Here is a 21780-nt window from a genome sequence, read left to right as displayed (position 1 = left end):
AGCATCCGTGCGATGACCGGTGCTGGTGCCTGAAGGGCCGGGTGCCGGCGCGGGAGCTGGCGGAGGTGTTCACCTCGTCTTCGGCCGTGGTGGAGTGGGCGCGCGGGAAGACGCTACGGGCACCGCGATCATGGCGCGTACATCGGCCGAGGGCCTCGCAGGCGCAGGTCAGGGCCATATGCGATCGAAACTTCTTGATCGCTACTGCTACCCAGGCCGCAGGGGTGCGCGAGCTCGCCAACCTCGGCTGACAGTGAGGATGTAGGTGAGTGCCTCCCGGTGGGGTCTGGCCCATCGCCTGACTGACCATGGTGTCCTCAACCGGATCTGCCGTCCCTGGCCGGGAGGCGCTCACCGGCACTCACCGGACGCGGCGCGTGACCTAATAGGAGCCTGGCCAGAGGCCCCATCACTGTCTTGTCCGTATCGCCCGGCTGGTGCGTGCCGCCCTGCCCGGTCGATGAGAACAGGACGGTCAATGACCACGATGACACAGGACCCGGTCGAGGTCACCGGCGGCGTCGACACCCACGCCGACACTCACACCGCGGCGGCGGTCGATTCGGCCGGGCGGATCCTGGGATCGGCTCAGTTCCCCGCCACCGGCGCCGGGTACGCCGCCCTGCTGGCCTGGCTGCGCTCGTTCGGGGCACTGGTCCTGGTCGGGATCGAAGGCACCGGCGTCTACGGCGCCGGCCTGGCCCGCTACCTGCGCGAGCAGGAGGTGGCGATGGTCGAGATCGATCGTCCCGACCGTAAGGCACGCCGCTGGCAGGGCAAGTCCGACCCCCTCGATGCCCAGGCCGCCGCCCGCGCCGCGCTCGCTCAGATCCGTACCGGCGTGCCCAAGCATCGCGATGGGCGGGTCGAAGCGCTGCGGAACCTGCGGGTCGCCCGGCGCAGCGCCATCACTCAGCGCGCCACCGCCCAGCGTCAGATCAAGGCGCTGGTCGTGACCGCACCGGAGCAGGTCCGCGTCCAGTTGCGTGGTCTGTCCACCCGCGAGCTGGTCAGCACCTGCGCGGCGCTACGCCCCGACCGCACCCGGTGCGATGACCCGGCGATGGCGGTCAAGCTCGCGCTGCGCAGCCTGGCCCGCCCTCACCAGCGCCTCACCGAGGAGATCGGTGATCTCGATGAGCTCATCGAGCCTTTGATCACCCAGATCAACGCCGCGTTGGTCCAGGTCCATGGGGTCGGTCCCGATGTCGCCGGACAGTTGCTGGTCACCGCCGGCGACAACCCCGAACGCATGCGTTCGGAGGCGGCGTTCGCGATGCTGTGCGGGGTTGCGCCGGTGCCGGCCTCCTCTGGCAAGACCCACCGGCACCGGCTCAACCACGGCGGTGACCGCGACGCCAACTGCGCGCTGTGGCGGATCGCGATCACCCGCATGGCCACCGATCCACGCACCCGCGACTACGTGCAACGACGCACTAAGCAAGGCAAGGACAAGAAAGAGATCATCCGCTGCCTCAAGCGCCACATCGCCCGAGAGATCTACGCACTACTGCAACCCTCGACCACCCGGGACGATCTCGCTCCTGCTGCTTGACGAACCATAGGAGCATCCGCCCCGGAGATCGCGGGCCGCCGCGAGTTTGGATGATCTCTGCTCGGCGGAGGGCTCCGGCATGGTCAAATAGACAACTATGGCTGTTTCACTGCAACCCGACGATCCCGAATGGCTGGGACGGTACGAGCTGACCGGCCGTCTCGGGGAGGGTGGCCAGGGCGTCGTGTATGCCGGGCGCGGGCTGGACGGTGGGGAGGTGGCCGTCAAGCTGCTGCGCACTCATGTCGCACGTGATCCGAAGGCGCGTGAGCGGTTCGTGCGTGAGTTGGGGTTCGCGGAGAGGGTCGCCGAGTTCTGTACTGCCCGGGTGCTGGAGGCCGACATCCATGGCGATCAGCCCTACATCGTCAGCGAGTTCGTGCCCGGCCCGTCTTTGTACGAACTCGTCCGTGACGAGGGGCCGCGGACAGGTGCCGCTTTGCAGCGGCTGGCCATCGGCACCGCCACCGCGCTGGCGGCGATCCACCAGGCCGGAGTCGTGCACCGCGACTTCAAGCCACCGAACGTGCTGATGGGTGAGGACGGTCCGCGAGTCATCGACTTCGGCATCGCCAGGGCTCTTGACGGCACCTCCACCATGACGAGCCAGGTCGTCGGAACTCCCGCCTACATGGCGCCCGAACAAGTGAGCGGCCAGGAGTCCGGCACATGGACCGACATGTTCGCCTGGGGTGTCACCATCTTGTTCGCTGCGACCGGTCGTTCCCCTTTCGGGGACGACACCGTACCCGCGGTGATGCATCGCATCCTGCATGCCGCCCCCGACACCAGCTTGCTTCCCCAGCCCTTGGCCGGGCTGGTCACCGCATGCCTGTCCAAGGAGCCCGCCCACAGGCCGACCGCACCGCACGTCCTGCTCGCCCTGCTCGGTCTCGGCACGGCACCGGGAGACGCCGATGGTCTCCTGGCGGCCGGCGCCACCGCGGTCGAGAGCGCCATGCCGCCGCTGTTGGCCGCGCCAAGCCCGCCGTTGGAGCCCAGCCCCAACCCCTACGGTCAGACCTCCCACGGCCCCGGCCAGTTCGCCTGGCACCCATCCAGCCCACCCCCGCACCCTGGCATGCCGCCCCCTAGGCCGAGGGAAAACGTCGCGGCGGCGGTGATCGCCGGCATCCTGGCGCTGCTCACCGCCGGCATGCTCGTCTGGTCCGCGCTCTACAACGTCGTCTACGCCAACGGGCCGACCGGTCGCTGGTCCAGCCTGGTGTTGGAGAACGTGCTCACCGGCGTCATCGGCGCCGGGTCGCTGTTGGTCGCAGCGGGGTTCACGCTCGCCCGCAGGATTTCCGGCGCGTGGACACTGTGCGCGCTTTGCGTGCTTTACGTAGTGGCGATCTTGGTGGCGCAGCCGCTACTGGGGAGCACGACCTTCGGTGCTCAGCTCAGGTGGGTCTTCGGCTTCCACAAGAGCAACGGCGTCGCCATGGGGCTGACGATCATCTTCGGCGTCCTGACGGCGATCACGGCGGCGATCGCCGCCAGCGTGAAGTCGTACGGACCAACCACCGCCACGCCACCCCGTCCGTGATCACCTCACTGTTCGGCTGGCGGATTCGCGCACCGAGCTCGGCAGGATTTGAGGCCAGCTCGGGGTGCGTTCACAGGGGTCGACACCGCAGCATTTCCACGCATTATGCCCGTTTCGAATAATTGAAAGATTTGGAGTTAATTGATGAACAGATATGCGGCGTGGCGACAGGCAAGGCGAGAAAAGAGGGCGCAGGAAGAGACGGCGGGGGCGCGGGAACAGACGGCGAGGGCGCCGGAACAGACGGTGGGGGCGCCGGAAGAGACAGCGGGGGCACGGGAAAATAGAAAACGACAAGAGAAGATGCGACGAAATGCGCTATGGCAAAAGCCAATAAGGGAAGAGTATAAAAAGCAATACGGGACGATGAGTGACGCGGCCGACGACAGACATTGGCGACAGCATCTGGGGTGCACTGTCGTGGAGGCCGCCAAGAAGAAGCAGACGATAATCGTCTCTGATAGAGAGATTCGTCTCGCACGCGTTTGGACGATTCCGCGCAGCGGTGGGGCGGAAGAGGCCCAGTTCACCGAAGATGGAAAGCCAGTAGATACTCAAAATGATTACTGCACGCACGAGACGAGCAAGCGTCCGCAGAAGGATAGAGTTTACTACTCGAACTGGACTACCCTCGGAGGGAATATGGAAGGGTACGTCCATGCTGCGCAGTCGTGCCGTCGCAGACTTCACTATTCTAATCGTTGGGACTAACGAAGAACAGAACGAGCTCGTCCAGGAGCTGGACGTTCGATCGTCATAGCGCACAACCAGCTCAAGGCCTCCATAATTTGAGTCTGGGACCGTGTCGGTGCCGAGGTCGGCCGCGTCGTAGCCCGCGGTGCCGCCGAATCCGCGAAGGAGGCTTTGGTCTGGTCGTCGGCGGTGATCCAGTCCTTGACGAACTGGAGCAGTTCGGCGGGTTCGACCGCGTCTTCGGTGGCGAGCCGGATCGTGGACATGGTTCAGCCTGCGGCTTCGGTGAGGCGGGCTTCGAGGTCGGCGATCATCTGGGTGAGCAGGCTGGTGTTCTCGCGCCGGACTGCCTGGGGCCCGAGCTTGTCGATTCCGGCGACCTTGGTGATGCACTCCTCGGCGGCCTGGGCCATCGCCCCGAACTCGGTCCGGGCGATCGAGTGGGGGTTGGCGGCTTCGAAGGTGGTCGCGCGGTGCATGTCCTTCACCGACGTCATCGCCGCTCGCGCGGCCGCCATCGCATCCCGGGCGCTGAACTCGTCCCCGTTGCCTTGGCGCATGTAGCGGGTGGTGAAGACCCGGCGGCGCCTGGGGTCGGCCGACGGCATGAACCGCTCCAGCCGGTCGCCGCGGTCAGCGGCGATCACCCGCACCAGCCGGACCGCCCGCTGCAGCCGGGGCTTGCTCTTGATCCCGACCCCCTTTGCCGATGTCGTCGTAGGACAGCTCCTGGCCGTGGTTGCTGAGCAGCCACATCATCACGTCCGCGACGTCGGTCTCCGCCTGCGTCCAGCCGGCGGCGTCCCGTCGCGGGCTCACAGCAGTCCGCCGTTGTCGTCCAGGAACGCCGCCAGGGCGGCGTCGTCCAGGGCGGCGCCGGTGGCCAGATCCCGGACGGCTGCGATGGCGGTCTCGGCGCCGGTGATGCCGCGCCCGGAACGGCCGTCGAGGCCGGCGACGGCCCGTTGCTGCCGTTCGCCGCGGATCTGCGCCGGTTGCGTGTGAAAGCGGGCAGCCCGCAGTACCGGGACTTGGCACGGCGTGCGCACTACTCGGCGGGGAGTCTGTCGGATGCCGCTGGCGGCCGGAAGCTGCCGACCCTGCCGTACGTGCGGGCGTGCGGCGGCGATGTCGAGGAGTGGGAGCGCAGGCCGCAGAGTGCGGAGACGGCGGAGAGGGTGGCGACTCGGCTGGCCGTGGGGCGCCGTATGTGTGTGGAGGAGGTGGTGGCGCGGCTGGCGCAGCGCCGGTTCGTGACGGTGTTCGGCGCCTCGGGGGTGGGCAAGTCCTCGCTGTTGCGGGCTGGCCTGATCCCTCGGATGCAAGATGATCGGGCGTCAGCCGGCGACCAGAGCCCCTTGGTGGTGCTGTTGACGCCGGGCGTGCATCCGCTGGATGAGTGCGCGATGCACCTCGCTCACCTCTGCAGCCTCGCCCCGGGGCAGGTGCGTGATGAGCTGGCCACCGAGGTGCGCGGCCTGAATCGCATCGTCCGCCAGGCCTTGGTCGACCAGCCGCCCGAGGCGGAACTGCTGGTGGTCATGGACCAGTTCGAGGAGGTGTTCACCCTCTGCCATGACTCGGCGGACGTACGCTGTTCATCGCCGTGCTACTGGCGGCGCGGCGGCGCCCGTCGCCACTATGTTCCGCCGTTCAAGTAATCGCATCTTGCCGGGGAAGGCCTCGACGAGCGAGTTGACGCCGCAGTTCCAGGTTCTCTCCGTGAGCTTGTTCCAGGGCGGCCCGCAGAGCTTGGATTTCCTGGCGGTGCTGTCTCTTGAGGTGGGTGATCTGGCTGGTCAGGGTCGCGATGATCGTGTTGTCGGTTTCCTCCTGGCTGGGTGCTGGCGGGGCCGGGCGGGCTTGCGCGCGCAGCCGCTCGATGCGGCCGCGGAGGTCGGGGTGGCCGTAGAGGAAGGCGTGGGAGACTCCGGCCTCGCGTTGGACGGCCTGGAAGGTGATCGGCTCGCCTCGCTTGACGAGCGTGCGGATGGCTTGTTCGGCGGCCTTGGTCTTGGCCTGTGACTTGGCTTGGGCGGCTGCGGTCAGGGTGGCGATGCGTCGTTCACGGGTGGTCATGATCGTGGCTTTCGATGGCGGGACAGGTCGAGGGTGAGGGGGACCGGGCCGGTGGTGCGGCATCCGGCGCCCTGCACCGCCCGGTGTGGTGTGGCCTGCAGGGAGGCCAGCAAGCGGGCCAGGGCGTCGCGTTCGGCGTGGCGTTGGGCGAGCCAGACGTTGTCGTCGGGCATCGGACGGCCGTGGCGCTGGTGAAAGGCGGTGGTGGTGCGTTCGATCAGGGACTCGGTCTCGGCCAGTTGCCGAGTGAGGGTCTGGATGTGGGTTTCGTCGGTGACGAAGACCGAGCAGGTCAGGCAGGCGTTGCCCTTGTCACAGGTCTGCAGCGGCGGCAGCAGGCACCAGCCGTGGGGCAGAAACCGATCGGCGCGGTCGAACAGGTGCAGGCTGTCGTGATCTTGTCGGGAGAGGTTCAGACGGGTGCCGTCGGCCTTGAACTTGACAGTGGCCAAGAACGCCTGTTCGGCGTGCTCTTCGCGTTGCGCGACATAGTGCATCGACATCGACGGGCTGGCGTGCCCGGCGTAACGCTGCAGGACATGAACGGGCAGGCCGAGTTCAGCGAGCCGGGTCAGCTTGGTGTGCCGGAACCGGTGGGTGTGGCTGAGGCGGACGGGCCGGCCTTTGCTGTCGCGGATCTGGATCAGGTCGCTGAACTGGCGCAGCCTGTAGTTATAGGTGCCTTGCGGATAGGGCTTGGTGCCATTCTTGTTCCCGCTGAGCTGCAGGAACAGCCGGCCCGGGGTCAGTCCGGGGAACCGCTGGCGGACCCACGCCTGTTGTTCCTCGATGACCGCGGTGACCTCACGGTCGACCAGGATGCTGTCCGGTGCGATGTCGATCTTGCTCTGGGCGTAGGTGAACCGGACGACGTCCTGGCCCTCGGCGGTCTCGACGGTCCCGTCGGGCACCGGGGACAGGCAGTCGAAGTCGCAGGTTCGGATCTCACTGGCGCGCCGTCCGGTGAGGATCTGCAGCAGGATCATGCGCATGACCTGCGGGTCGTCGACGCCTTCGGCGTTCATCTGCTGCCCGTCGCCCCGGGTGATCTGCATGTGCTGGCCTTGCGGCAGGCCAAGGAGTGGGAGCGCTGCCGTGATCTGTCCGAGGGCGTGGTCATCGACGTACTGGTGGGCGCCCAAGAGCGCCTGGCGCGGGATGCGGGTGACCTGACGGAACCAGCTGTCGGCGTGGGCCTGGGTGACCTGCTCCCAGGGCGAGGGCCCCAGCACGCTGCGGGCTTCGGTCGGGTTGGCTGCCATGAAGGCGAACAGCTCGGCGACCGCCCGCAGGTCGTCGTTGATCAGCCGAGGCTCAACGGCCGTGGTGCGGTGGTGTTCGGTGGTGATGCGGTTGGTGGGGTCGGCGTCCCAGCGACCGAACGCGGCGGCCTGCTCGGCCGCCGCGCGTGGATCGTCAAGTACCTGGCGCGGATCGTCGAAGGTGCCGGTCAGCCACCGGTCCAGGCGCTGCATGCTGCCCATCCGTTCCTGGCTGACCGTCGACCAGCGCAGGGTGCCCGACTCCAAGACCGTCCCCAGGTGCCACTTGGCCGCGGCCCGCAACCAGGAAAGAGCGATTTTCCCAGGCGAGCATCCGTAGTTCGCCGCCGGCTCCGTGCCGACAACGGGATCCTCCGGTCGCACCGAGGCTGCCAATCGTCCAGTTCCCACCAGGGCCCGTCATGGCAGCGGGCCAGCAGCGCCAGCCGCGGGAACCTGAACACCGCCCGCAGCGTGCTGCGGGCGCCGTGCTCGGGTGGGAGCCGTCCCCAGCGAGCGGCGTAGTACCGGCGTTGCAGCACTGACGCCGCCTCCCAGTCCAGGGCACGCATCGAAGCCGGGAAGGGATGGTTGTCCCGGGCCGCGTGGCGCAGGATGAGAGCCAGATGGCTGAACGCCTCGCTCGAGACCTTGGTGCCGTCGGTAACCTGCCAGTACGCCATCCAGGCCAGTTCTGCGGGGAACGGATCGGACAGCCCCGACAAGTCGACCCGCCGCTGATCGCACCCCCTGGCCTCCCAGCCGTCGAGGTCCGGGCCGAGAACCAGGCGCCGCCAGGCCGGCGGGAGATCCTCCCAGAGCCGCTGGGCCTCCTCGAGGTGCTCGGCAGGACCGAGCCTGCGAGGGCCTTCACTGCTCACCGCTGCACCCGCCAGCCGCCGGCGTAGGACACCCAGTTCGCCGCGGCCCGCAGTGCCTCGTCTTCGCGGACCCAGCCGTAAAGGTCGAGCGTGGTCTGGACGTGGGCGTGACCCAACCGCCGAGCAACCACCCAGTCCGGTGTCCCGGCCAGCAGCAGCGCGGTCGCATGGCTGTGACGGAACCAGTGCGGCGTCCACCCCGCCGGGCCGATCCCCCTCTTCTTCAACGCCGTGACCTTGTCGCGAACCGTCCCCTCACGCAGCGCGGCCAACAGCGGCGGCCGCGCCAGATTCACCAGCAGCGGAAAGTCCGGCCTCACCTCCAACCCCAACTCGGTGGCCCGGCAGGCCACCATGGTCAGGTAGTCGGCGAACAGGCGCTCCAGATCGGCACTGACATAGACCCGCCGGGGCCGCATCATCTTCACCCGAGCATCGTTGGCGTTGTCCTCACGCGGCACGATGTCGATGAATGCGATATCCCCGCGACCCATGACGAAGTCACTGATCCGCATACCCAGCACCTCGCCCAGGCGCATGCCGCTCTCGGCAAGGAGGGCGAAGATCAGCCGGTCCCGCAGGTTGCCCGCCCACTCGCCGGTCGCGGTGTCGAAGACAGCGCAGCCGTCCAGGATCGCCTGAATCTGCTGCGGCAGCAGCAGAGGCGGCCGGTCCCGGCGCCGGCTGCGGCGGACCCTCACGAGACAAGACGGTGCGGGAGCCGACCGGGCGTCCAGGTGCGCCAGCAGTCCCCGAGCCGGAGCCCGCCGTGGCGCCCCACGCAGCAGCCGGCCCGCAACCGTGACCCCGAACACCGCCTCCTGCCACCGATAGAACGAGATCAGCGCCGCAAGCCGAGCCTCCAGCGTCTCCGGCGAGGGCACGTCCTCCGGGTCGACGAGCGAGTGCTCGACCGTCCGGCCGTTCCGTAACCACGACAAGAATCCCGTCACCGCCGGGACGCCGACCTCCCGCCACCCGCCGGTCTCACCGCGTTCCTCCAGAAACGTCCACCACTGCGCGAGCGACGTCGCATAGCCCCGCACCGTGTTCGGCGACCACAGGTACCGATGAGCCTCCAACCACTCCTCGATCGGGGCCACCGTCCGGTAGTCCGCGTCGACCACCGTCCACGTCCGCCGCCCACCCGCAGGACGCAAGGCAAGACTGTAGGCCACCAGGCATCACTCCTTCTTGTTGCTGCACTCCCATGGATAAGAAGGCAACAACGATGACAGAACGTCACCAAGAGCGGTCGTTCATGACATAGATGCGACTGACTCAGGTCCCGTGGATAACGTGCGGCCCCTGGAACAGGCCGTTCCAGGGCGGCACAATACGCTCTGAGACGGTTTGTCTAGGCACCCTTCGCGCGGAGACCCTGGATGGCCGCGGCGATCCCTTTCTTGTCGTAGCCGCCGGTGGGCATGGTGGCGCCGTGAGCGTGGCGGACGATGCCCTGCGAATCGACGAGGACGCTGCCCGACTGCTGCATCGAGCCGAAGACCTTCCTGCTCAGGCCGATCATCTCGTGTGGGGTGCCCCGGCGGCCCACGAGCACGGGGAACGGGACCTGGCGCTTGTCCTTCCACGCGGACGCTTCCCGACGGTCCGCGGGAAGCGCGACCAGCACCCGCACGTCGTCGGCCGCGAACTCGTCGCGGCGCCGGATGAGATCTTGGACGTGCCTGTTGCAGACCGGGCACGACGTCGACCGCATGAAATAGATCAGTACGGCATTCTCGCCCTGGTAGTCGGACAGGCGCACGGCCCGGCCGTCGGTGTCCTCCAGCAGTATGTCGGGCGCGGGCGATCCGGTTTCGAGCATGGCGAACTTCCCCTTCGAACGTGGGTTATGCGCAGGTCAGACGCTGGTCTCTCCGGGCCCATGCGGACCTTCGGCGGGGCCGGTCATGCCGTCCAGGCTGAGCCGGAGCCGGTTACGGGCCCGGTGCAGCTGGGACTTCATCGCGGCGTTGCTCAAGCCGAGCGCCTCCGCGACGCTCCGCCCCGGGTAGCCCAGGACATCCCGCATGATCAACACTTTGCGCTGCACATCGGGCAGCTCCTGGATCGCCTGCGCGACGAATTCGGCTTCCAGGCGCCGGATGGCCTCGTCCTCGGCTGACGTCGCCAGGCCGGCTTCGGCCTCGTCATGGCGCTCGAACAGCACTCGAGCGCGGCGCAGGCACTCGTTCCGGACGATTCGGAACATCCACGATGCCAACGCGCCGGTGGCGCGCAGTGAGCCGATCTTCCGGTAGAGGATGATCAGCGCTTCCTGCGCCGCGTCTTCGGCGTCCTGCGGGGACGCGCAAAGATGCTCCGCGAAGCGCCGTACGTGAGAATGGGCGCCATCGAGCACCGCGGTGATCGACTCGCGATCGCCGGCCTGCGCGGCCTTGATGAGCCGCGCGTTCACCCAAGAACGGTCAGCCACGTCCATCTCCCTCCCCAGCATGGCCATCACCTCATAAGAGGCCCCCACACCGCGAAAGGATTCGGTAGACCCGGAGATCACCCCGCGACCGGCCTCCACGCTGATCTCCCGTTGCCGGACCGGTACACATCCCTCGGGCGCTCCGGTTTACCGTGGAGTCGTGGCCTGGGACGCCTGGGACGAGGACGAATATCTCGCCTGCCTTCGAGCGGAGCGTCGCGGCTACGCGTGGGTGATGCGGCGGTACGGAGGTCTCACACCGGCCCGGGCAGAGGCGGCGGCTCTGGAGCACTATCCGTACGAGGCGAGCGACGCGCCGTACCGCGGGCTCGTCTTCCACGACCATTCGTGGCACTGGGCGATGTCGAGGATTCACGGGGACTCGTACGGGCGGGAGCACCCGGAACTGCTCGATCCGACGCCGGAGTACTGGGCCGTGTCCGACGACTGAAACGCCGAGAGCCGCACCCCTTTACGCCTGTCCATCATTCCGGGCGGTAACCGACGAAAGCCGCCTTGTCAGCGGTCCCCGTGTTCGGGCCGGCCGAATGCGTCTCCCTGCATCTGTCCGAACTCGGCCGTCCTCTGCCGGGTGCGCTGCCTCCGCCGATCGAAGAGCACCAGAACCACCTCGGGGATTCCGCCCAGCCACCACCAACGCCGCGCCGTTCCGGAGCGCGCGCGTATCCAGTAGCTCACCGTCCAGGCGACGAACAGCACGCAATAACCGACGATCGACGAGTAATCCGGCGGTACTTGAGCACTGTCCACCGCTGCGACCAGCACTCCGACAAAAATCCAGCCAAGCAGCGCTATGACAAAGCGGATGATCACGGTCCGAGTTTCCCACGCTGACGCTGAACTCGTTGTCGAGTACGCGGAGTTGGACGCCTGTGGACGAGACGGCTTGCCGCAGCCGCGGAAATCGGGGGTTTGCCGCGCACCTGGCCATCGCCCGAGAGCACGGGCTGCCGAGTTGGACCGCGCTCAAGGAGTTCATCGTCGCCGCGATCGGGACCGCCACGCGTTCCGGCAGGTCGGTTGGGTGATCTCCAGGTTCCGGGGCGCCGGTGCCCCGGATTGGGCGCCCCCGGCCGAAGCCGAACTACTCGAGCACTTCGGTGACTCCTACCTGCGTCTGGTGCGTTCGCCCGCCCCCTCCCGGCCTGAATCCTCGTCCGAGTAGCGCGGCTGCACTCATTGCCGGAACATGGCGGTCGTGACGTGGTCTGCGACGTTGTTGCCGTTGGCGGGTGTGGCTCTCGGATCGGGTGGCACTCTGGTCGGCCAGTACCTCACCACACGGGTCGACGCGCGTCGTCAGCGGCGGGAGCAGTTGGCCGCCGAGCGAGGCGAGCGGAAGGAGGCGATCCTGGGCTTCCTGTCCGCCGCTCAGAGCGTCGAACTGCTCCTCGACGGCCAAGCCTTCACCGGGCGTCATCCCGAAGACGACGAGGTCATGGATCAGCTCCACGCACTGTGGCTGGCCAAGAAGTCCTGCGAACTCGTGTGCTCGGCCGAACTCGCCCAGGCCGCCCACGACTACACGCTCGCCCTGCACCGTCTCGTTCGCGGCGAGTCTCGCACGGAAGGGGCGACGCCCAAAGGGGAACTCCGGTGGGCGTTCATGGAAACGGCCAGGAGGGAGTTGGGCGTGGAGGACGCTCCGTTGCGACGTGATCTCCTACCGCCGGTCAGTGGCGTCCACACCTCAGGATGATTGTGAGCGAGAAAAGGAGACGACGAGGTGCGGCATCTGACCCGAGCATTCGCTTCTGGGGCGCTTCACCGAGGTAAGGAGATCGAACAGTTCCTCGGTGGCATTAAAGACGGCGACCGCCATGGGATCCGTTGGGTCGCACTCGCACCCGGCCGCGACGGCATAACCGTTTACCTGAGCGAAGTCGAGGATGTGGGCACTGACACCTTCTTGGATATCACCGAATTCCCGCCCCTCGACCCCGATGAGGAGACCTGGGGCAAGCTGGTCGCCGTCGTCACGACACCAGAGGAAGCCCTCGACCTCGCCGAACGCGCCTTGGGCGCCCGCCCCGGCAGGTGGGTCAACCAAGGCGTCGTCTGCTCCGAGTACCACGACTATCGAGCGGCCGGACAGCAGTGCCGATGAACAGGATGTCGCTCACATGGACCCTGGCGGGACGCGGATGGGCGGACTGTATCGTCGCTGACGACCAGGCCGAGGCCGAAGCCACCGCGTCCTATATCACCACTGCGCCGGAAGACCTGCTGACAGCGGTCGCCCGGCTGATCCTGGGCGAGAAGGAGACCCGCGCCCAGTTCGAGGCCGAACCCACCACCTTTCGGTGGATGTTCCATCGCGACCGTAACGATGTCCGCGTCCAACTTTTCGAACTAACCGATGGTGCCAAGCGCGGCAGAGCCGGCACCGAGTTGTGGTCGAGCCGGCAGACCGTCGACACCGTTGCCCGAGCATTCATCCGCGCCTTTGACGAAGTCGCGCACAAGTACGGTGAGACCGGTTACCACGACACCTGGGGACACCCCTTTCCCCGCGTCGAACTCGAAGCGCTGAGGGCCGCATGGCGTAGTCACTCCGGCGGCCGGTCCTCTGAGTCGCCGTCGAACACGTGAGGTCTCGGGTCCCCGCATCAGGTCGGTGGCCAGGGCCAGGAGGCGCACTGGAGGACGGCTCGTGTCAGCTCGTCGGGGTCGAGGCCGACGGCCTGAACATGCCGGACGACGCGCGGATGACCCTCGGCCTCGCCCCGCGGTCCTTCCGCACACCGCCACAAGCCGGGCTCTCCGGGTGGTTGGCTGATCCGGCACTTTTCGGTTCATTTGAGGGGAGTCCGTACGCGACCGATGAGGATGGCGAGTCCGTGCAGAGGCGTACGTTCCACCGTCTCGCGGCGGCGGGTCTCCTCGAGGCCGTCCTCGCCGACCTTCCGTGCGGGGACGCGTCACTCACCGGTGTCGACGCATTCGCCGCGGCTCTCGCCGGTACGGCGGACGTTTCGGGGACTCTTCCCGAACACGCTTGTACGGATCTGAGCGCTCTTCGCGCATCGGTCGCCTCGGTCAAACGCGCGCATCAGTCCTGCCGCTATACCGGAAGCCGGGACAGCCCCGCTCGCCGAGATCCGATGCGATCATCGTCGCGCCCGCGACGTACAACACCATCAACAAGACGGCGGCCGGGATCAGCGACACGTACGCGCTCGGGGTCCTCGCCGAGGCGCCGGGGCTCGGGATTCCCGTCGTCATGCTGCCCTTCGTGAACAGTGCGCTGGCGGGACGCCGGGCCTTCCGCCGCAGCGTCGACGAACTCCGGGCCGAGGGGATTCGCGTGCTGTTCGGGCCGAGGGAGTTCGAGCCTCATCCCCCCGGCACGGGCGGTGAGCCATCGACCGTTTCCCCTGGCTGTCGGCCCTGCTCCTGGCAGAGGAGATGACCACCCGCGCGACCGTCTGACCGTGTTGCCCGCGAATCCGGGATGATCTCTGGCGTGGGCGAACGGCACTGCCGAACGGCGGGAGGGTGATGACGCGCGTCATCTCGATCATTACGGCCGCGTACGAGCCGGTTCCGGAGTTCCTGCGCGCAGCGTACGAGTCGATCCTCGTGCAGGAACTCCCGCCGGGATGGGTGTGGCAGTGGGTGGTCCAGGAGGACGACGAGACCGGCGCTGTGGCAGCGTTGCTGCCCGAGGATCCGCGGGTGAGCCTGGGCCACGGGCGGCGCGGAGGGGCGGGAGTCGCGCGGACCCTCGCGCTGTCCCGCACCCGCGGCGAACTGGTCAAGGTGCTCGACGCGGACGACCTGTTGACGCCCGGTGCGCTCGCTCGCGACATCGAGGTCATGGAGCGCCATCCGGACATCGCATGGGCGACGTCCCGCGCGCTCGATCTGCTTCCCGACGGCTCACGTGTGGGGGTCGGCGGAGGGCCGCCGACCGGCCGGATCGCCCGTGGAACGCTCCTCCGCCTGTGGAAGGAAGCCGGCCATCGGCTGCCGGTGGTCCCCGCGACCCTGTGTATACGCCGCGGTCCGCTCCTCGCGCTCGGCGGGTGGATGGCACTGCCCGCCTCGGAGGACACCGGCCTGCTGCTCGCCGCCGACGCGGTGAGCGACGGCTACTTCAGTGCCGAGCCCAGCATGCTGTACCGCAAGTGGGGCGGTCAGGCCACCGGCCAGGCGGCCCACCTCGACGAGGCGGAGTGGACCGCGCGCGTCCGGATCCTCGAGCAGCGCGCGGCGGCCCTCGCCGCGCTGCACGGTCCTGACCAGCCGTACGCCTGGCGCCCCTGACCGGCCGCTTGCCCTGCGATATGCCGATTGATCAGCCAATATCCGGTGTCTCCTCGCCAGTCCGGTCGGTGGCCGAATGCGGACGAGCAATGCCATCACCGACGGCAATGGCGCCTCGTACGGTGGTGGTGACTCACGGGGGTCGTCAGGCGCGAGCCCTGGAAGGCATCGCCCGCTGTTCGGAACGGTGCGGTGACCGGATGCGGGCCATCACCAGCCTTCGGGAGGCCGTGGTCCTCTTCGAGCGTCTTGGGGTCGCCGAGGCGACCTCGGCCGTGGCATACCTGGCCGTGTTGGAAAGCCGCGGATAGCGTGGGGCAGGCCCTTATCAGGCGATATGCCGATTAATCATGCGACACCCGGCATTCCGCTCGTTAGGTTACGCCTCATGAAACCGATCGGTGAGAACGACATACGAGGCTCCTTCGTCAACTGTTCCAAGGGCGAGGCGCGCAAGCTCCACCTGCCTCGGGGGCTGGCCGATCTGCCATGGGACGACCTGGACTTCCTCGGCTGGCGAGATCCGGGAGCGCCGGACCGCGGCTATCTGATCGTCGAACGAGGCGACGGGCTGCTCGGTGTCACGTTGCGCGTCGCATCGGAGACCCGAAGGAGCCTCGTGAAGACGACGGTCTGCTCCCTCTGCCTGACGTCACATGCCGGGTCGGGGGTCTCCCTCTTCGCCGCGCGCCGGGCGGGCGCCGCCGGGCGTGAGGGCAACACGGTCGGCAAGTACATCTGCGGCGACCTGGCCTGCCCCCTCTATGTACGAGGCAAGAAGAAGTCGGCGCTGGTCACACGGTTCACCGAGTCGCTCAGCATCGAGGAGCAGATCGACCGGATGAGCACCAACCTGGACGCCTTCCTGGACGAGGTCGTACGCGAGAAGACGACGCGGGCCTGACCCCGTATACCGGGCTACGCGTCGTCGTCCCCCGGCCATGTCCAGCGGGGGACCTGGCGGATGGGGTGCAGATCGGCGTCGGTCTCAGCCCGCGAATTCTGTACGGCGACCTGCGAGCCGAACTCGATGTGCTCACGCACCGCCGTACGGAAGTCCTCGTCATCGGGCAGGCCTGCCTCGTCGAGCGCCTCCATGTACAGCGTCACGAAACGCCGGCGCTGCTCCTCCGTGATGTCGAGGTGGCGGTGCACCCGGATGATGTACTCGAAGCCCAGCTCCTTGGTGAAACGGTCGGGCCCGCCGAAGGACTCGGCCGTGAACCAGGTCAGATGCTCGACGTGACGGGGCCTGCGCTCCGGGAACAGGGACCGTAGCGAAAGGTCGGCGAGGACCTTCGCATAGAAGATCTCTTCGAGCCGATGGAGGAGCTCGTCTCCGCCGGCGTGTTCATAAAGGCTCGGCATGCCAGAACCTCCGGGCCGCTGAGGAGAAGCTCTCCCGGCGAGTGGGGGGCGAGGCCATCAATGTGGCACATCCGCGTTCGCGCGGCCATGGGTTGCAAGGCAGATCGAATACCTCGTAGCGATGCGTCCGAGCGTGCAACCCGAGACGGGGGTCGCGCGTAATGGAGGGCGGAAGGCATCTGCCGGAAAGACGTAGGGCCTCGGCCGCTTTCGGCGGTGTCTTCCCCTTCCTTGGCCGTCCTCCGTTAACCGCGCCACGAGGGGCGGCCGCGTCCGATCCGCGCTCACCGCGCGGACGTCTTCCCCGAAGGAGTGGACACCTTGCGTTTGACACGTCTTGTCGCCTCGACGGCCATCGCCGGTGCGCTCGCCACGCCCCTGGTTCTGACCGGCACCGCCTCCGCCGCGACCGGTACGGGCTCGGCCTACGGCCTGGCCGCCACCGGCCTGGTCGCCATCCCCCAGACCCCCGCCGTCACCGCCACCGCCGACAAGAGCCTGGTGAGCCTGCCGGCCAACCCCCTCGTCGACGTCAAGGTCCTGCACACCACCGCCAAGCCCGCGTACGGCCGTGCCAGTGTGGTCGACCTGGAGGTCGCCAAGGCCGCCCTGACCGCCCACCTCGTCACCGCCACCTGCAAGGGCGGCACCGGCACCTCCAACCTGGCCGACGCGCGCGTCGGCGCCCACCGGCTCGCCGCGCACGCCGCGCCGAACAGCGCGCTGAACATCCCCGTCCAGGGCGTGGGTACCGTCGGGGTCACGCTGAACAAGCAGGTGCGCAACCCCGACGGCAGCCTCACCGTCACCGCGATCGAGGTCCGTCTGACCGACGCCCAGACCATCAGCGTCTCCTCCGCCACCTGCAGCGACGGCGGCTCCGGCACCCCCAGCCAGCCGCCCACCCCGCCGCCCGGCCAGCCCACCGGTAAGCCGATCCCGGGGCCGAGCCACCCGACCACGCCTCCGGGCCAGGCGCCCAAGCCCACCCCCGTCCCCGGCAACCTGCCCGTCACCGGCTGAGCGGCGACCGCCCGGCCTCGGGAGGGGACCAGTGCACGGGTCCCCTCCCGGCCCGGGCGGGCTACGGACGCGTCCCGTACGGCCCGGAACGCCTGGTACTCCGGCCGAGTGGCCTACCGTCGGGGGCGATCCGGTCATAGGTTGGGACGGTGATCGCTGCGATCGGTGTCCGGCTCGCGGGTCGGCCGCGGTGAACGCGTGGGGCAGGGCGCTCTTCGGCGACCCGTGCCGGGAGTGCGGCTACGACTGGTCGACGGCGTACGAGGAGAACGTCGCCCTCGTGGGGGCCGTACCGGGGCGATACGCCGCGCTGCTCGACGGGCGGGACGCGGCGCTCCGCCATCCGGACCTCGACTGGACCGCCGGGGCGTACGTCTGCCACGTCACCGACAACCTGCGGATCTGGGCCGAGCGGTTGATGGCCGCGGCGCTCGGCGGCGGCCGGGACATCACCGGCTACGACGACGGGCTGCTCGCCCGGGCGCGCGCCTACGACCGGGTTCCGGTGGCGGGTGCGCTGTGGTCGCTGCGGCACGCGGCGGCGGCATGGGTGGAGGCGGTGGAGCGGGCGATGGACGCCGGCGTCGTCCTGCGGCATCCCGACCGTGGCGAGCAGCGTACGCCGGACGTGGCGGCCACCAACGCGCACGACGCGTACCACCACGAGTGGGACATCCGCCGCACGCTGGAGTCGGCGCCGAGCTGACGATCACTGGCTGCGCAGGCCGGCGATACTGCGGCGAATCAGCTGGGACCATTCATCGCGAACCCGGGGCCTGTCGGCCTCGGGCGTCTCGGTGAGCGCCATGCCGGCCCCGCCCAGCATCCAGAACGCGAACCTGACCGTGGTGTCCATGCTCTCCGTCGCCCGCCAGTAGCCCGCGTCGATGAGAGAGCGGATGAAGTGCTCGACCACGCCGTAGGCGTACTTCTGCTCGCACTCCCGCCAGCGGTACCAGCCGAGCGCGGTCGGCCCCTCCTGCCAGACCAGCCGCCCGTACGCCGGGTCGCAGCACTTGTCGAGAAAGGCGTCGAGACCGAGGAGCGCGGCCTCCCACGGATCGGTCGCGCGCGCGGCGGCGGCGGCGACCTCCTCCATGGCGCGATTCTCCTGTGCCTCCAGCACGGCCTCGAAGAGGGCCTGCTTGCCGGCGAAGTGGTGGTACACCGCGCCGCGGGTGACCTGGCTCGCCGCGGCGACCTGCTCCAGGGACGTCCCGGCGTAGCCGTGCTCGGTGAAGAGCGCGGTCGCCTCTTCGAGAAGCGCCGCCTTCGTGGCTTCGGAGTACTGCTCGCGTCGGCTCTTGACACCGGACATACGCTAAGTCTAACTACATACACTGTGTATGTGACCGACGATGGGTAGGTGAGTGTGCCATGACCGAATGGGACCGGGCTCGGCGGAGGTATCGGCTGGTGCACGACCTCGCCGCCGCGTACGAGAAGAAGGGCGCGCGGGCGCTCACGGAGCGGGAGGCCGAGCTGGTGGCCGAGTACGGGGGTCTCGACCACTTTCTGCGCGATGTCCAGCGGCGCTACCTCACCGCCGCCTACACCCAGCTGGACGGGGTCATCGAGGAGGCTCCCGGCGATCCGGAGACGGCGGTCGCCGACGCACTCGCCTCGGTCGCCGAGGTGTACCCGGCGTTCCGGCGTCTGCTGGCGGAGTACGCCGATCACCCCGCGCTCGCCGAGGGAAAGGCCCGCTTCCGGCACGCCGTGCTCAGCGCGACCGGGGTGGATCCCATCGGCCTGCCGGCGTACCGTCCGCTCCCAGAGAAGGGGATCAGCCATGCCCGAAAGTGCGCCTTCCGTACCGCTCTTCGACCCGTTCGCGCCTGGCTTTACTGACGACCCCTATCCGCAGTACGCGGCGGTGCGGGATGCCGCGCCGGTGTACGAGCACCCGTTCGGGTTCTGGCTGCTCACGCGGTACGACGACGTCGCATGGCTGCTGCGGGCGGGCCTGTCGGTCGAGGACGACAACGTCGCCGACGGCCCGCTGCGGCAGATGCGGGCGGAGACGTACGGCGACCGCTCGCCGCGCTCGAACGCCAAGTCCATGCTCGACCGGGATCCGCCGGACCACACCCGCCTGCGCAGGCTCGTGTCGAAGGCGTTCACGCCCCGGGCCGTACGCGCGCTACGGCCGCGCGTGACCGGCCTGGTCGACGGCATGCTGGCCGAGATGGAGCGGGCAGGGCGGGTGGACCTCGTCGAGGCCCTGGCGTACCCGCTGCCGTTCGCCGTGATCGCCGAGATGCTCGGCACGCCGGCCTCCGACCACGAGCGCATCCGGGAGCTGACCGGCCTGGTCGTACGGTCGCTCGAACCGGTCGTCGACCCCGACCTCATCGCGTCGGTCATCGCCGCGGAGAAGGAGCTGGACGGCATCGCCGCCGAGATGATCGCCTGGAAGCGCGCCAATCCCGCGGACGACCTGCTCACCGCCCTCATCCACGCGGAGGACGAAGGCGCCGTGCTGGACGACGACGAGCTGGTCGCCCAGACGCTGCTGCTGTACATCGCCGGCCACGAGACCACCGTGAACCTCATCGCGGGCGGGACGCTCGCGCTCCTGCGCCACCCCGGCCGCCTCGCCGCCCTGGCCCGGGACCCCGGCCTGGTGCCGAACGCCGTCGAGGAACTGCTCCGCTACGACAGCCCGGTCCAGGCGAGCAGGCGGATCACCCTGGAACCCATCACCGTACGGGACGTCGAGATCCCCGCCGGCGCCTTCGTGATGGCGAGCCTCGCCGCCGCCAACCGGGACGAGCGGTTCTGGGGACCGGACGCCGGCGAGCTGCGCCTCGACCGGGAGAACGCGCACCAGCACGTGTCGTTCGGTGCGGGCCCGCACCACTGCCTCGGGGCGTCGCTGGCCCGGATGGAGGCGTGCGTCGCGTTCGAGCGCCTGGCGGCCCGCTTCCCCGGCCTGGCACTCGACGACGACGTCGTATGGAACGGCCGCATGAACCTTCGCGGCCCGGCGCGCCTTCCCGTCACGGTGGCGTGAGGTAGCGGACCGAAAGCCGACCACCCGACCGGGTCCCGCGACCGGTCGGGTGGCGGCGCTCCGACCACGCCGGTGTCGGGCTGCAAGTTTCACAGTTAGTTTTTATGTGTAGATATCAGCCGGTGCATCCTTAAAAGGTCGGGGTGTCGTCGCACGGGGAGGCTCAAGGGCATCATGGGCGTTTCGGGCCGGCGGGAGGCCGGCTGTCATGACGGGTCCCGGAGAGGAGCGACCAGGCTGGTCGCGCGATGAAGCGCCTGGTCCTTCCGCAGGCGGTGTTCGACGACCTCGCGGCCGGCCGCGGTGGGCCACAGGCGGGGCGGCTCTTCGTCTCCGCCGCCCGGGGAAGGCACCTGATGCTCCTCAAGGCGGTCGCCGACGCGACGCCGAGCGAAACCGTCAAGGAGGCCTTCCACGCCCTCGCGACAATGCACGAGGCCGCACCGGACCGCGTCGACCCCGTCATCCGATACCCGGCCGTCGGTGCCTGGGCCCTGGCGGCGCTGCGCGCCCTGAACACGGGCGGAGACGCGCGAGCCCTGAACGGGGACGCCCGGGTCCTGCGTGTGGGCGGAGACTCCCACCCCCTGAACAGGGAGGGAGACGTGCGTCCGGATCGGATGGCGGTGCTGGCCGCCGCGGCGGCCGTCCGGGCGGGCCTTCCCTACGAGGCACGACTGGCCGTCGGACACGGCGGCCTGCTGCTCCCGTCACTCGGCCGCGCGCTCGTCGACGGCCCGGAGTGCCGAATCGAGGTCGGCCCCGCCGGGGCGCGGGTCACGGGACGGCGGCGGCGGGTCGAGATCCCGGCCGACCTGGGCCGCGACACGACCGACTGGCAGGGACTGCGCGTCATCACCGCGGACCACCCGGCGAGCGCGTTCCGCCTGCTCATCGACGACCTCGATCCGTACCGGTTCGTTCCGGGGAGCACGCTCGCGCCCCGGTTGAGCGCCTGGGAGGTCGCGCACTGGTCGGCCGTGGTCCAGGACGCCTGGACGATCCTGCGCACCCACCATTCCGAGGTCGCCGAGGAGATCCGTACGCTGCTGTCGGTCGTGGCGCCCCTGTCGTCGGCCGGCTGGCCCGCCAGCGGCACCTCGCGCACGACGCCCGGGTGCGTCGCCCTGGCCCTGCCGCGCGACGGGTTGTCACTCGCCGCGACCCTGGTCCACGAAGTCCAGCACGCCAAGCTCACGGGGCTCTTCCATCTCGTGGACCTGGTCTCGCTCGACTCGGACCGGCGCTACTACGCGCCGTGGCGTCAGGACCCGCGCCCGATCACGGGCCTCCTCCACGGGACGTACGCGCATCTCGGCGTGGCCGCCTTCTGGCGTCGCCAGCGACATCTGCACGGCGGCGACGCCGCGCACGCGGAGTTCGTCCGGTGGCGGGACGCGGCAGCCGAGACCGCCCAGGTGATCCGCGACAGCGCCGCGCTCACCTCCCTCGGGCACCGGTTCCTGGACGGGATGCTGGCCACGCTGCGGGACCTCCAGCACGAGACCGTGCCGGACCGGGCCGCCGAGCTGGCCGGTCTCGCCGCTGAGGAGCACCGCCGGAGGTTCGAGCGCTGGAGCGGCCGGACCCCTGTGGACCGGCCGCGACCCGCATAGCCCCGGCG

The 21780-nt window shown here is 68.9% G+C and carries 28 protein-coding genes; 16 read left to right on the top strand and 12 right to left on the bottom strand.

From position 1 onward, the window contains the following. Positions 1-478 precede the first annotated feature (478 nt). The 3 genes from ACYVF7_RS57735 (at position 479) to ACYVF7_RS57725 (ending at position 3815) form a co-directional block, all read left to right on the top strand. Entirely contained in the window at positions 479-1555 is a 1077-nt protein-coding gene (locus ACYVF7_RS57735; RefSeq protein WP_460344289.1) for an IS110 family RNA-guided transposase, read from the top strand. Positions 1556-1652: 97 nt separating this feature from the next. Continuing rightward, complete coding sequence (locus ACYVF7_RS57730; RefSeq protein ID WP_460344286.1) at positions 1653-3104, top strand: serine/threonine-protein kinase; 1452 nt, start codon at positions 1653-1655, stop codon at positions 3102-3104. Between the two features lie 144 nt (positions 3105-3248). Continuing rightward, on the top strand, positions 3249-3815 hold the full coding sequence (locus tag ACYVF7_RS57725; protein ID WP_460344283.1) for a hypothetical protein: 567 nt from the start codon (positions 3249-3251) through the stop codon (positions 3813-3815). 251 nt (positions 3816-4066) lie between these two features. On the opposite strand, the gene ACYVF7_RS57720 is transcribed toward ACYVF7_RS57725, so the two are convergent. Genes ACYVF7_RS57720 through ACYVF7_RS57710 form a run of 3 tightly spaced genes read right to left on the bottom strand, consistent with a single transcriptional unit; the run spans position 4067 to position 4846 of the window. Further along, a complete protein-coding gene (locus tag ACYVF7_RS57720; RefSeq protein ID WP_460344280.1) occupies positions 4067-4444 on the bottom strand; it encodes a hypothetical protein in 378 nt (125 codons plus the stop codon). Then, complete coding sequence (locus tag ACYVF7_RS57715) at positions 4431-4616, bottom strand: hypothetical protein (protein WP_460344277.1); 186 nt, start codon at positions 4614-4616, stop codon at positions 4431-4433. Before ACYVF7_RS57715 ends, ACYVF7_RS57720 begins: the two co-directional genes overlap by 14 nt. Further along, positions 4613-4846 carry a hypothetical protein gene (locus ACYVF7_RS57710; RefSeq protein WP_460344274.1) on the bottom strand — a complete coding sequence of 78 codons (234 nt, stop codon included), beginning with the start codon at positions 4844-4846 and terminating at the stop codon, positions 4613-4615. Before ACYVF7_RS57710 ends, ACYVF7_RS57715 begins: the two co-directional genes overlap by 4 nt. 159 nt (positions 4847-5005) lie before the next feature. Here ACYVF7_RS57710 and ACYVF7_RS57705 point away from each other — a divergent pair, with 159 nt between their 5' ends. Next, positions 5006-5458, top strand: coding sequence for an nSTAND1 domain-containing NTPase (locus ACYVF7_RS57705; protein WP_460344271.1), 453 nt, complete (start codon positions 5006-5008; stop codon positions 5456-5458). Here the strand turns inward: ACYVF7_RS57705 and ACYVF7_RS57700 are convergent. The 5 genes from ACYVF7_RS57700 to ACYVF7_RS57680 form a co-directional block, all read right to left on the bottom strand. Then, positions 5451-5876, bottom strand: coding sequence for a DUF6262 family protein (locus tag ACYVF7_RS57700; RefSeq protein ID WP_460344268.1), 426 nt, complete (start codon positions 5874-5876; stop codon positions 5451-5453). The genes ACYVF7_RS57705 and ACYVF7_RS57700 overlap by 8 nt on opposite strands. Continuing rightward, positions 5873-7405: a tyrosine-type recombinase/integrase gene (locus tag ACYVF7_RS57695; protein WP_460344265.1), complete on the bottom strand. Its 1533-nt coding sequence runs from the start codon at positions 7403-7405 to the stop codon at positions 5873-5875. The genes ACYVF7_RS57700 and ACYVF7_RS57695 overlap by 4 nt, the downstream gene beginning before the upstream one ends. A 610-nt stretch (positions 7406-8015) precedes the next feature. After that, on the bottom strand, positions 8016-9197 hold the full coding sequence (locus ACYVF7_RS57690) for a tyrosine-type recombinase/integrase (protein ID WP_460344262.1): 1182 nt from the start codon (positions 9195-9197) through the stop codon (positions 8016-8018). 179 nt (positions 9198-9376) lie between these two features. After that, the gene (locus tag ACYVF7_RS57685; RefSeq protein ID WP_460356984.1) at positions 9377-9847 is read right to left on the bottom strand and encodes a peroxiredoxin family protein; all 471 of its coding nucleotides are present in this window, start codon (positions 9845-9847) and stop codon (positions 9377-9379) included. A 36-nt stretch (positions 9848-9883) separates the two neighbouring features. Further along, positions 9884-10486, bottom strand: a complete 603-nt coding sequence (locus ACYVF7_RS57680; RefSeq protein WP_460356981.1) for an RNA polymerase sigma factor — start codon at positions 10484-10486, stop codon at positions 9884-9886. A gap of 133 nt (positions 10487-10619) precedes the next feature. Between ACYVF7_RS57680 and ACYVF7_RS57675 the strand changes: the two genes are divergently transcribed. Further along, a complete protein-coding gene (locus tag ACYVF7_RS57675; RefSeq protein ID WP_460356980.1) occupies positions 10620-10910 on the top strand; it encodes a hypothetical protein in 291 nt (96 codons plus the stop codon). A gap of 68 nt (positions 10911-10978) precedes the next feature. On the opposite strand, the gene ACYVF7_RS57670 is transcribed toward ACYVF7_RS57675, so the two are convergent. Further along, complete coding sequence (locus ACYVF7_RS57670; protein WP_460356978.1) at positions 10979-11293, bottom strand: hypothetical protein; 315 nt, start codon at positions 11291-11293, stop codon at positions 10979-10981. Between the two features lie 385 nt (positions 11294-11678). Here ACYVF7_RS57670 and ACYVF7_RS57665 point away from each other — a divergent pair, with 385 nt between their 5' ends. From ACYVF7_RS57665 to ACYVF7_RS57655, 3 genes are read left to right on the top strand one after another with little or no spacing between them, the layout of a single operon-like run. Then, on the top strand, positions 11679-12179 hold the full coding sequence (locus ACYVF7_RS57665; RefSeq protein WP_460356976.1) for a hypothetical protein: 501 nt from the start codon (positions 11679-11681) through the stop codon (positions 12177-12179). A 27-nt stretch (positions 12180-12206) separates the two neighbouring features. Continuing rightward, the gene (locus ACYVF7_RS57660) at positions 12207-12587 is read left to right on the top strand and encodes a hypothetical protein (RefSeq protein WP_460356974.1); all 381 of its coding nucleotides are present in this window, start codon (positions 12207-12209) and stop codon (positions 12585-12587) included. Further along, on the top strand, positions 12584-13072 hold the full coding sequence (locus ACYVF7_RS57655) for a hypothetical protein (protein WP_460356972.1): 489 nt from the start codon (positions 12584-12586) through the stop codon (positions 13070-13072). The genes ACYVF7_RS57660 and ACYVF7_RS57655 overlap by 4 nt, the downstream gene beginning before the upstream one ends. A gap of 447 nt (positions 13073-13519) precedes the next feature. On the opposite strand, the gene ACYVF7_RS57650 is transcribed toward ACYVF7_RS57655, so the two are convergent. Next, positions 13520-13705, bottom strand: a complete 186-nt coding sequence (locus tag ACYVF7_RS57650; protein WP_460358670.1) for a hypothetical protein — start codon at positions 13703-13705, stop codon at positions 13520-13522. On the opposite strand from ACYVF7_RS57650, the gene ACYVF7_RS57645 reads away from it, so the two are divergent. From ACYVF7_RS57645 to ACYVF7_RS57635, 3 genes are all read left to right on the top strand, one after another. Continuing rightward, the gene (locus ACYVF7_RS57645; RefSeq protein WP_460358610.1) at positions 13620-13892 is read left to right on the top strand and encodes a hypothetical protein; all 273 of its coding nucleotides are present in this window, start codon (positions 13620-13622) and stop codon (positions 13890-13892) included. The genes ACYVF7_RS57650 and ACYVF7_RS57645 overlap by 86 nt on opposite strands. Positions 13893-13981: 89 nt before the next feature. Next, positions 13982-14749 carry a glycosyltransferase family 2 protein gene (locus ACYVF7_RS57640; RefSeq protein WP_460356970.1) on the top strand — a complete coding sequence of 256 codons (768 nt, stop codon included), beginning with the start codon at positions 13982-13984 and terminating at the stop codon, positions 14747-14749. A gap of 388 nt (positions 14750-15137) precedes the next feature. After that, a complete protein-coding gene (locus ACYVF7_RS57635) occupies positions 15138-15653 on the top strand; it encodes an FBP domain-containing protein (RefSeq protein WP_460356968.1) in 516 nt (171 codons plus the stop codon). A gap of 14 nt (positions 15654-15667) precedes the next feature. Here ACYVF7_RS57635 and ACYVF7_RS57630 read toward each other — a convergent pair whose 3' ends face one another. Next, positions 15668-16117 carry a group II truncated hemoglobin gene (locus ACYVF7_RS57630; protein WP_460356967.1) on the bottom strand — a complete coding sequence of 150 codons (450 nt, stop codon included), beginning with the start codon at positions 16115-16117 and terminating at the stop codon, positions 15668-15670. A gap of 321 nt (positions 16118-16438) precedes the next feature. Between ACYVF7_RS57630 and ACYVF7_RS57625 the strand changes: the two genes are divergently transcribed. Both ACYVF7_RS57625 and ACYVF7_RS57620 read left to right on the top strand, forming a co-directional pair. Further along, entirely contained in the window at positions 16439-17140 is a 702-nt protein-coding gene (locus ACYVF7_RS57625) for a choice-of-anchor P family protein (RefSeq protein WP_460356965.1), read from the top strand. Positions 17141-17330: 190 nt separating this feature from the next. Beyond that, on the top strand, positions 17331-17846 hold the full coding sequence (locus tag ACYVF7_RS57620) for a hypothetical protein (RefSeq protein ID WP_460356962.1): 516 nt from the start codon (positions 17331-17333) through the stop codon (positions 17844-17846). Between the two features lie 3 nt (positions 17847-17849). On the opposite strand, the gene ACYVF7_RS57615 is transcribed toward ACYVF7_RS57620, so the two are convergent. After that, positions 17850-18458 (bottom strand): TetR/AcrR family transcriptional regulator, encoded by a 609-nt coding sequence (locus tag ACYVF7_RS57615; protein ID WP_460356960.1) that lies wholly within the window; start codon positions 18456-18458, stop codon positions 17850-17852. A 59-nt stretch (positions 18459-18517) separates the two neighbouring features. Between ACYVF7_RS57615 and ACYVF7_RS57610 the strand changes: the two genes are divergently transcribed. The 3 genes from ACYVF7_RS57610 (at position 18518) to ACYVF7_RS57600 (ending at position 21772) form a co-directional block, all read left to right on the top strand. Then, entirely contained in the window at positions 18518-18991 is a 474-nt protein-coding gene (locus tag ACYVF7_RS57610) for a hypothetical protein (RefSeq protein WP_460356958.1), read from the top strand. Further along, positions 18933-20156, top strand: a complete 1224-nt coding sequence (locus ACYVF7_RS57605) for a cytochrome P450 (RefSeq protein ID WP_460356957.1) — start codon at positions 18933-18935, stop codon at positions 20154-20156. The genes ACYVF7_RS57610 and ACYVF7_RS57605 overlap by 59 nt, the downstream gene beginning before the upstream one ends. 248 nt (positions 20157-20404) lie before the next feature. After that, the gene (locus tag ACYVF7_RS57600; RefSeq protein ID WP_460356955.1) at positions 20405-21772 is read left to right on the top strand and encodes an HEXXH motif domain-containing protein; all 1368 of its coding nucleotides are present in this window, start codon (positions 20405-20407) and stop codon (positions 21770-21772) included. Positions 21773-21780 lie beyond the last annotated feature (8 nt).

The sequence above is a fragment of the Actinoallomurus acanthiterrae genome (assembly GCF_054775715.1).
The sequence above is the reverse complement of the archived record's forward strand: the minus strand, read 5'-3'. Positions and strand labels throughout refer to the sequence as shown.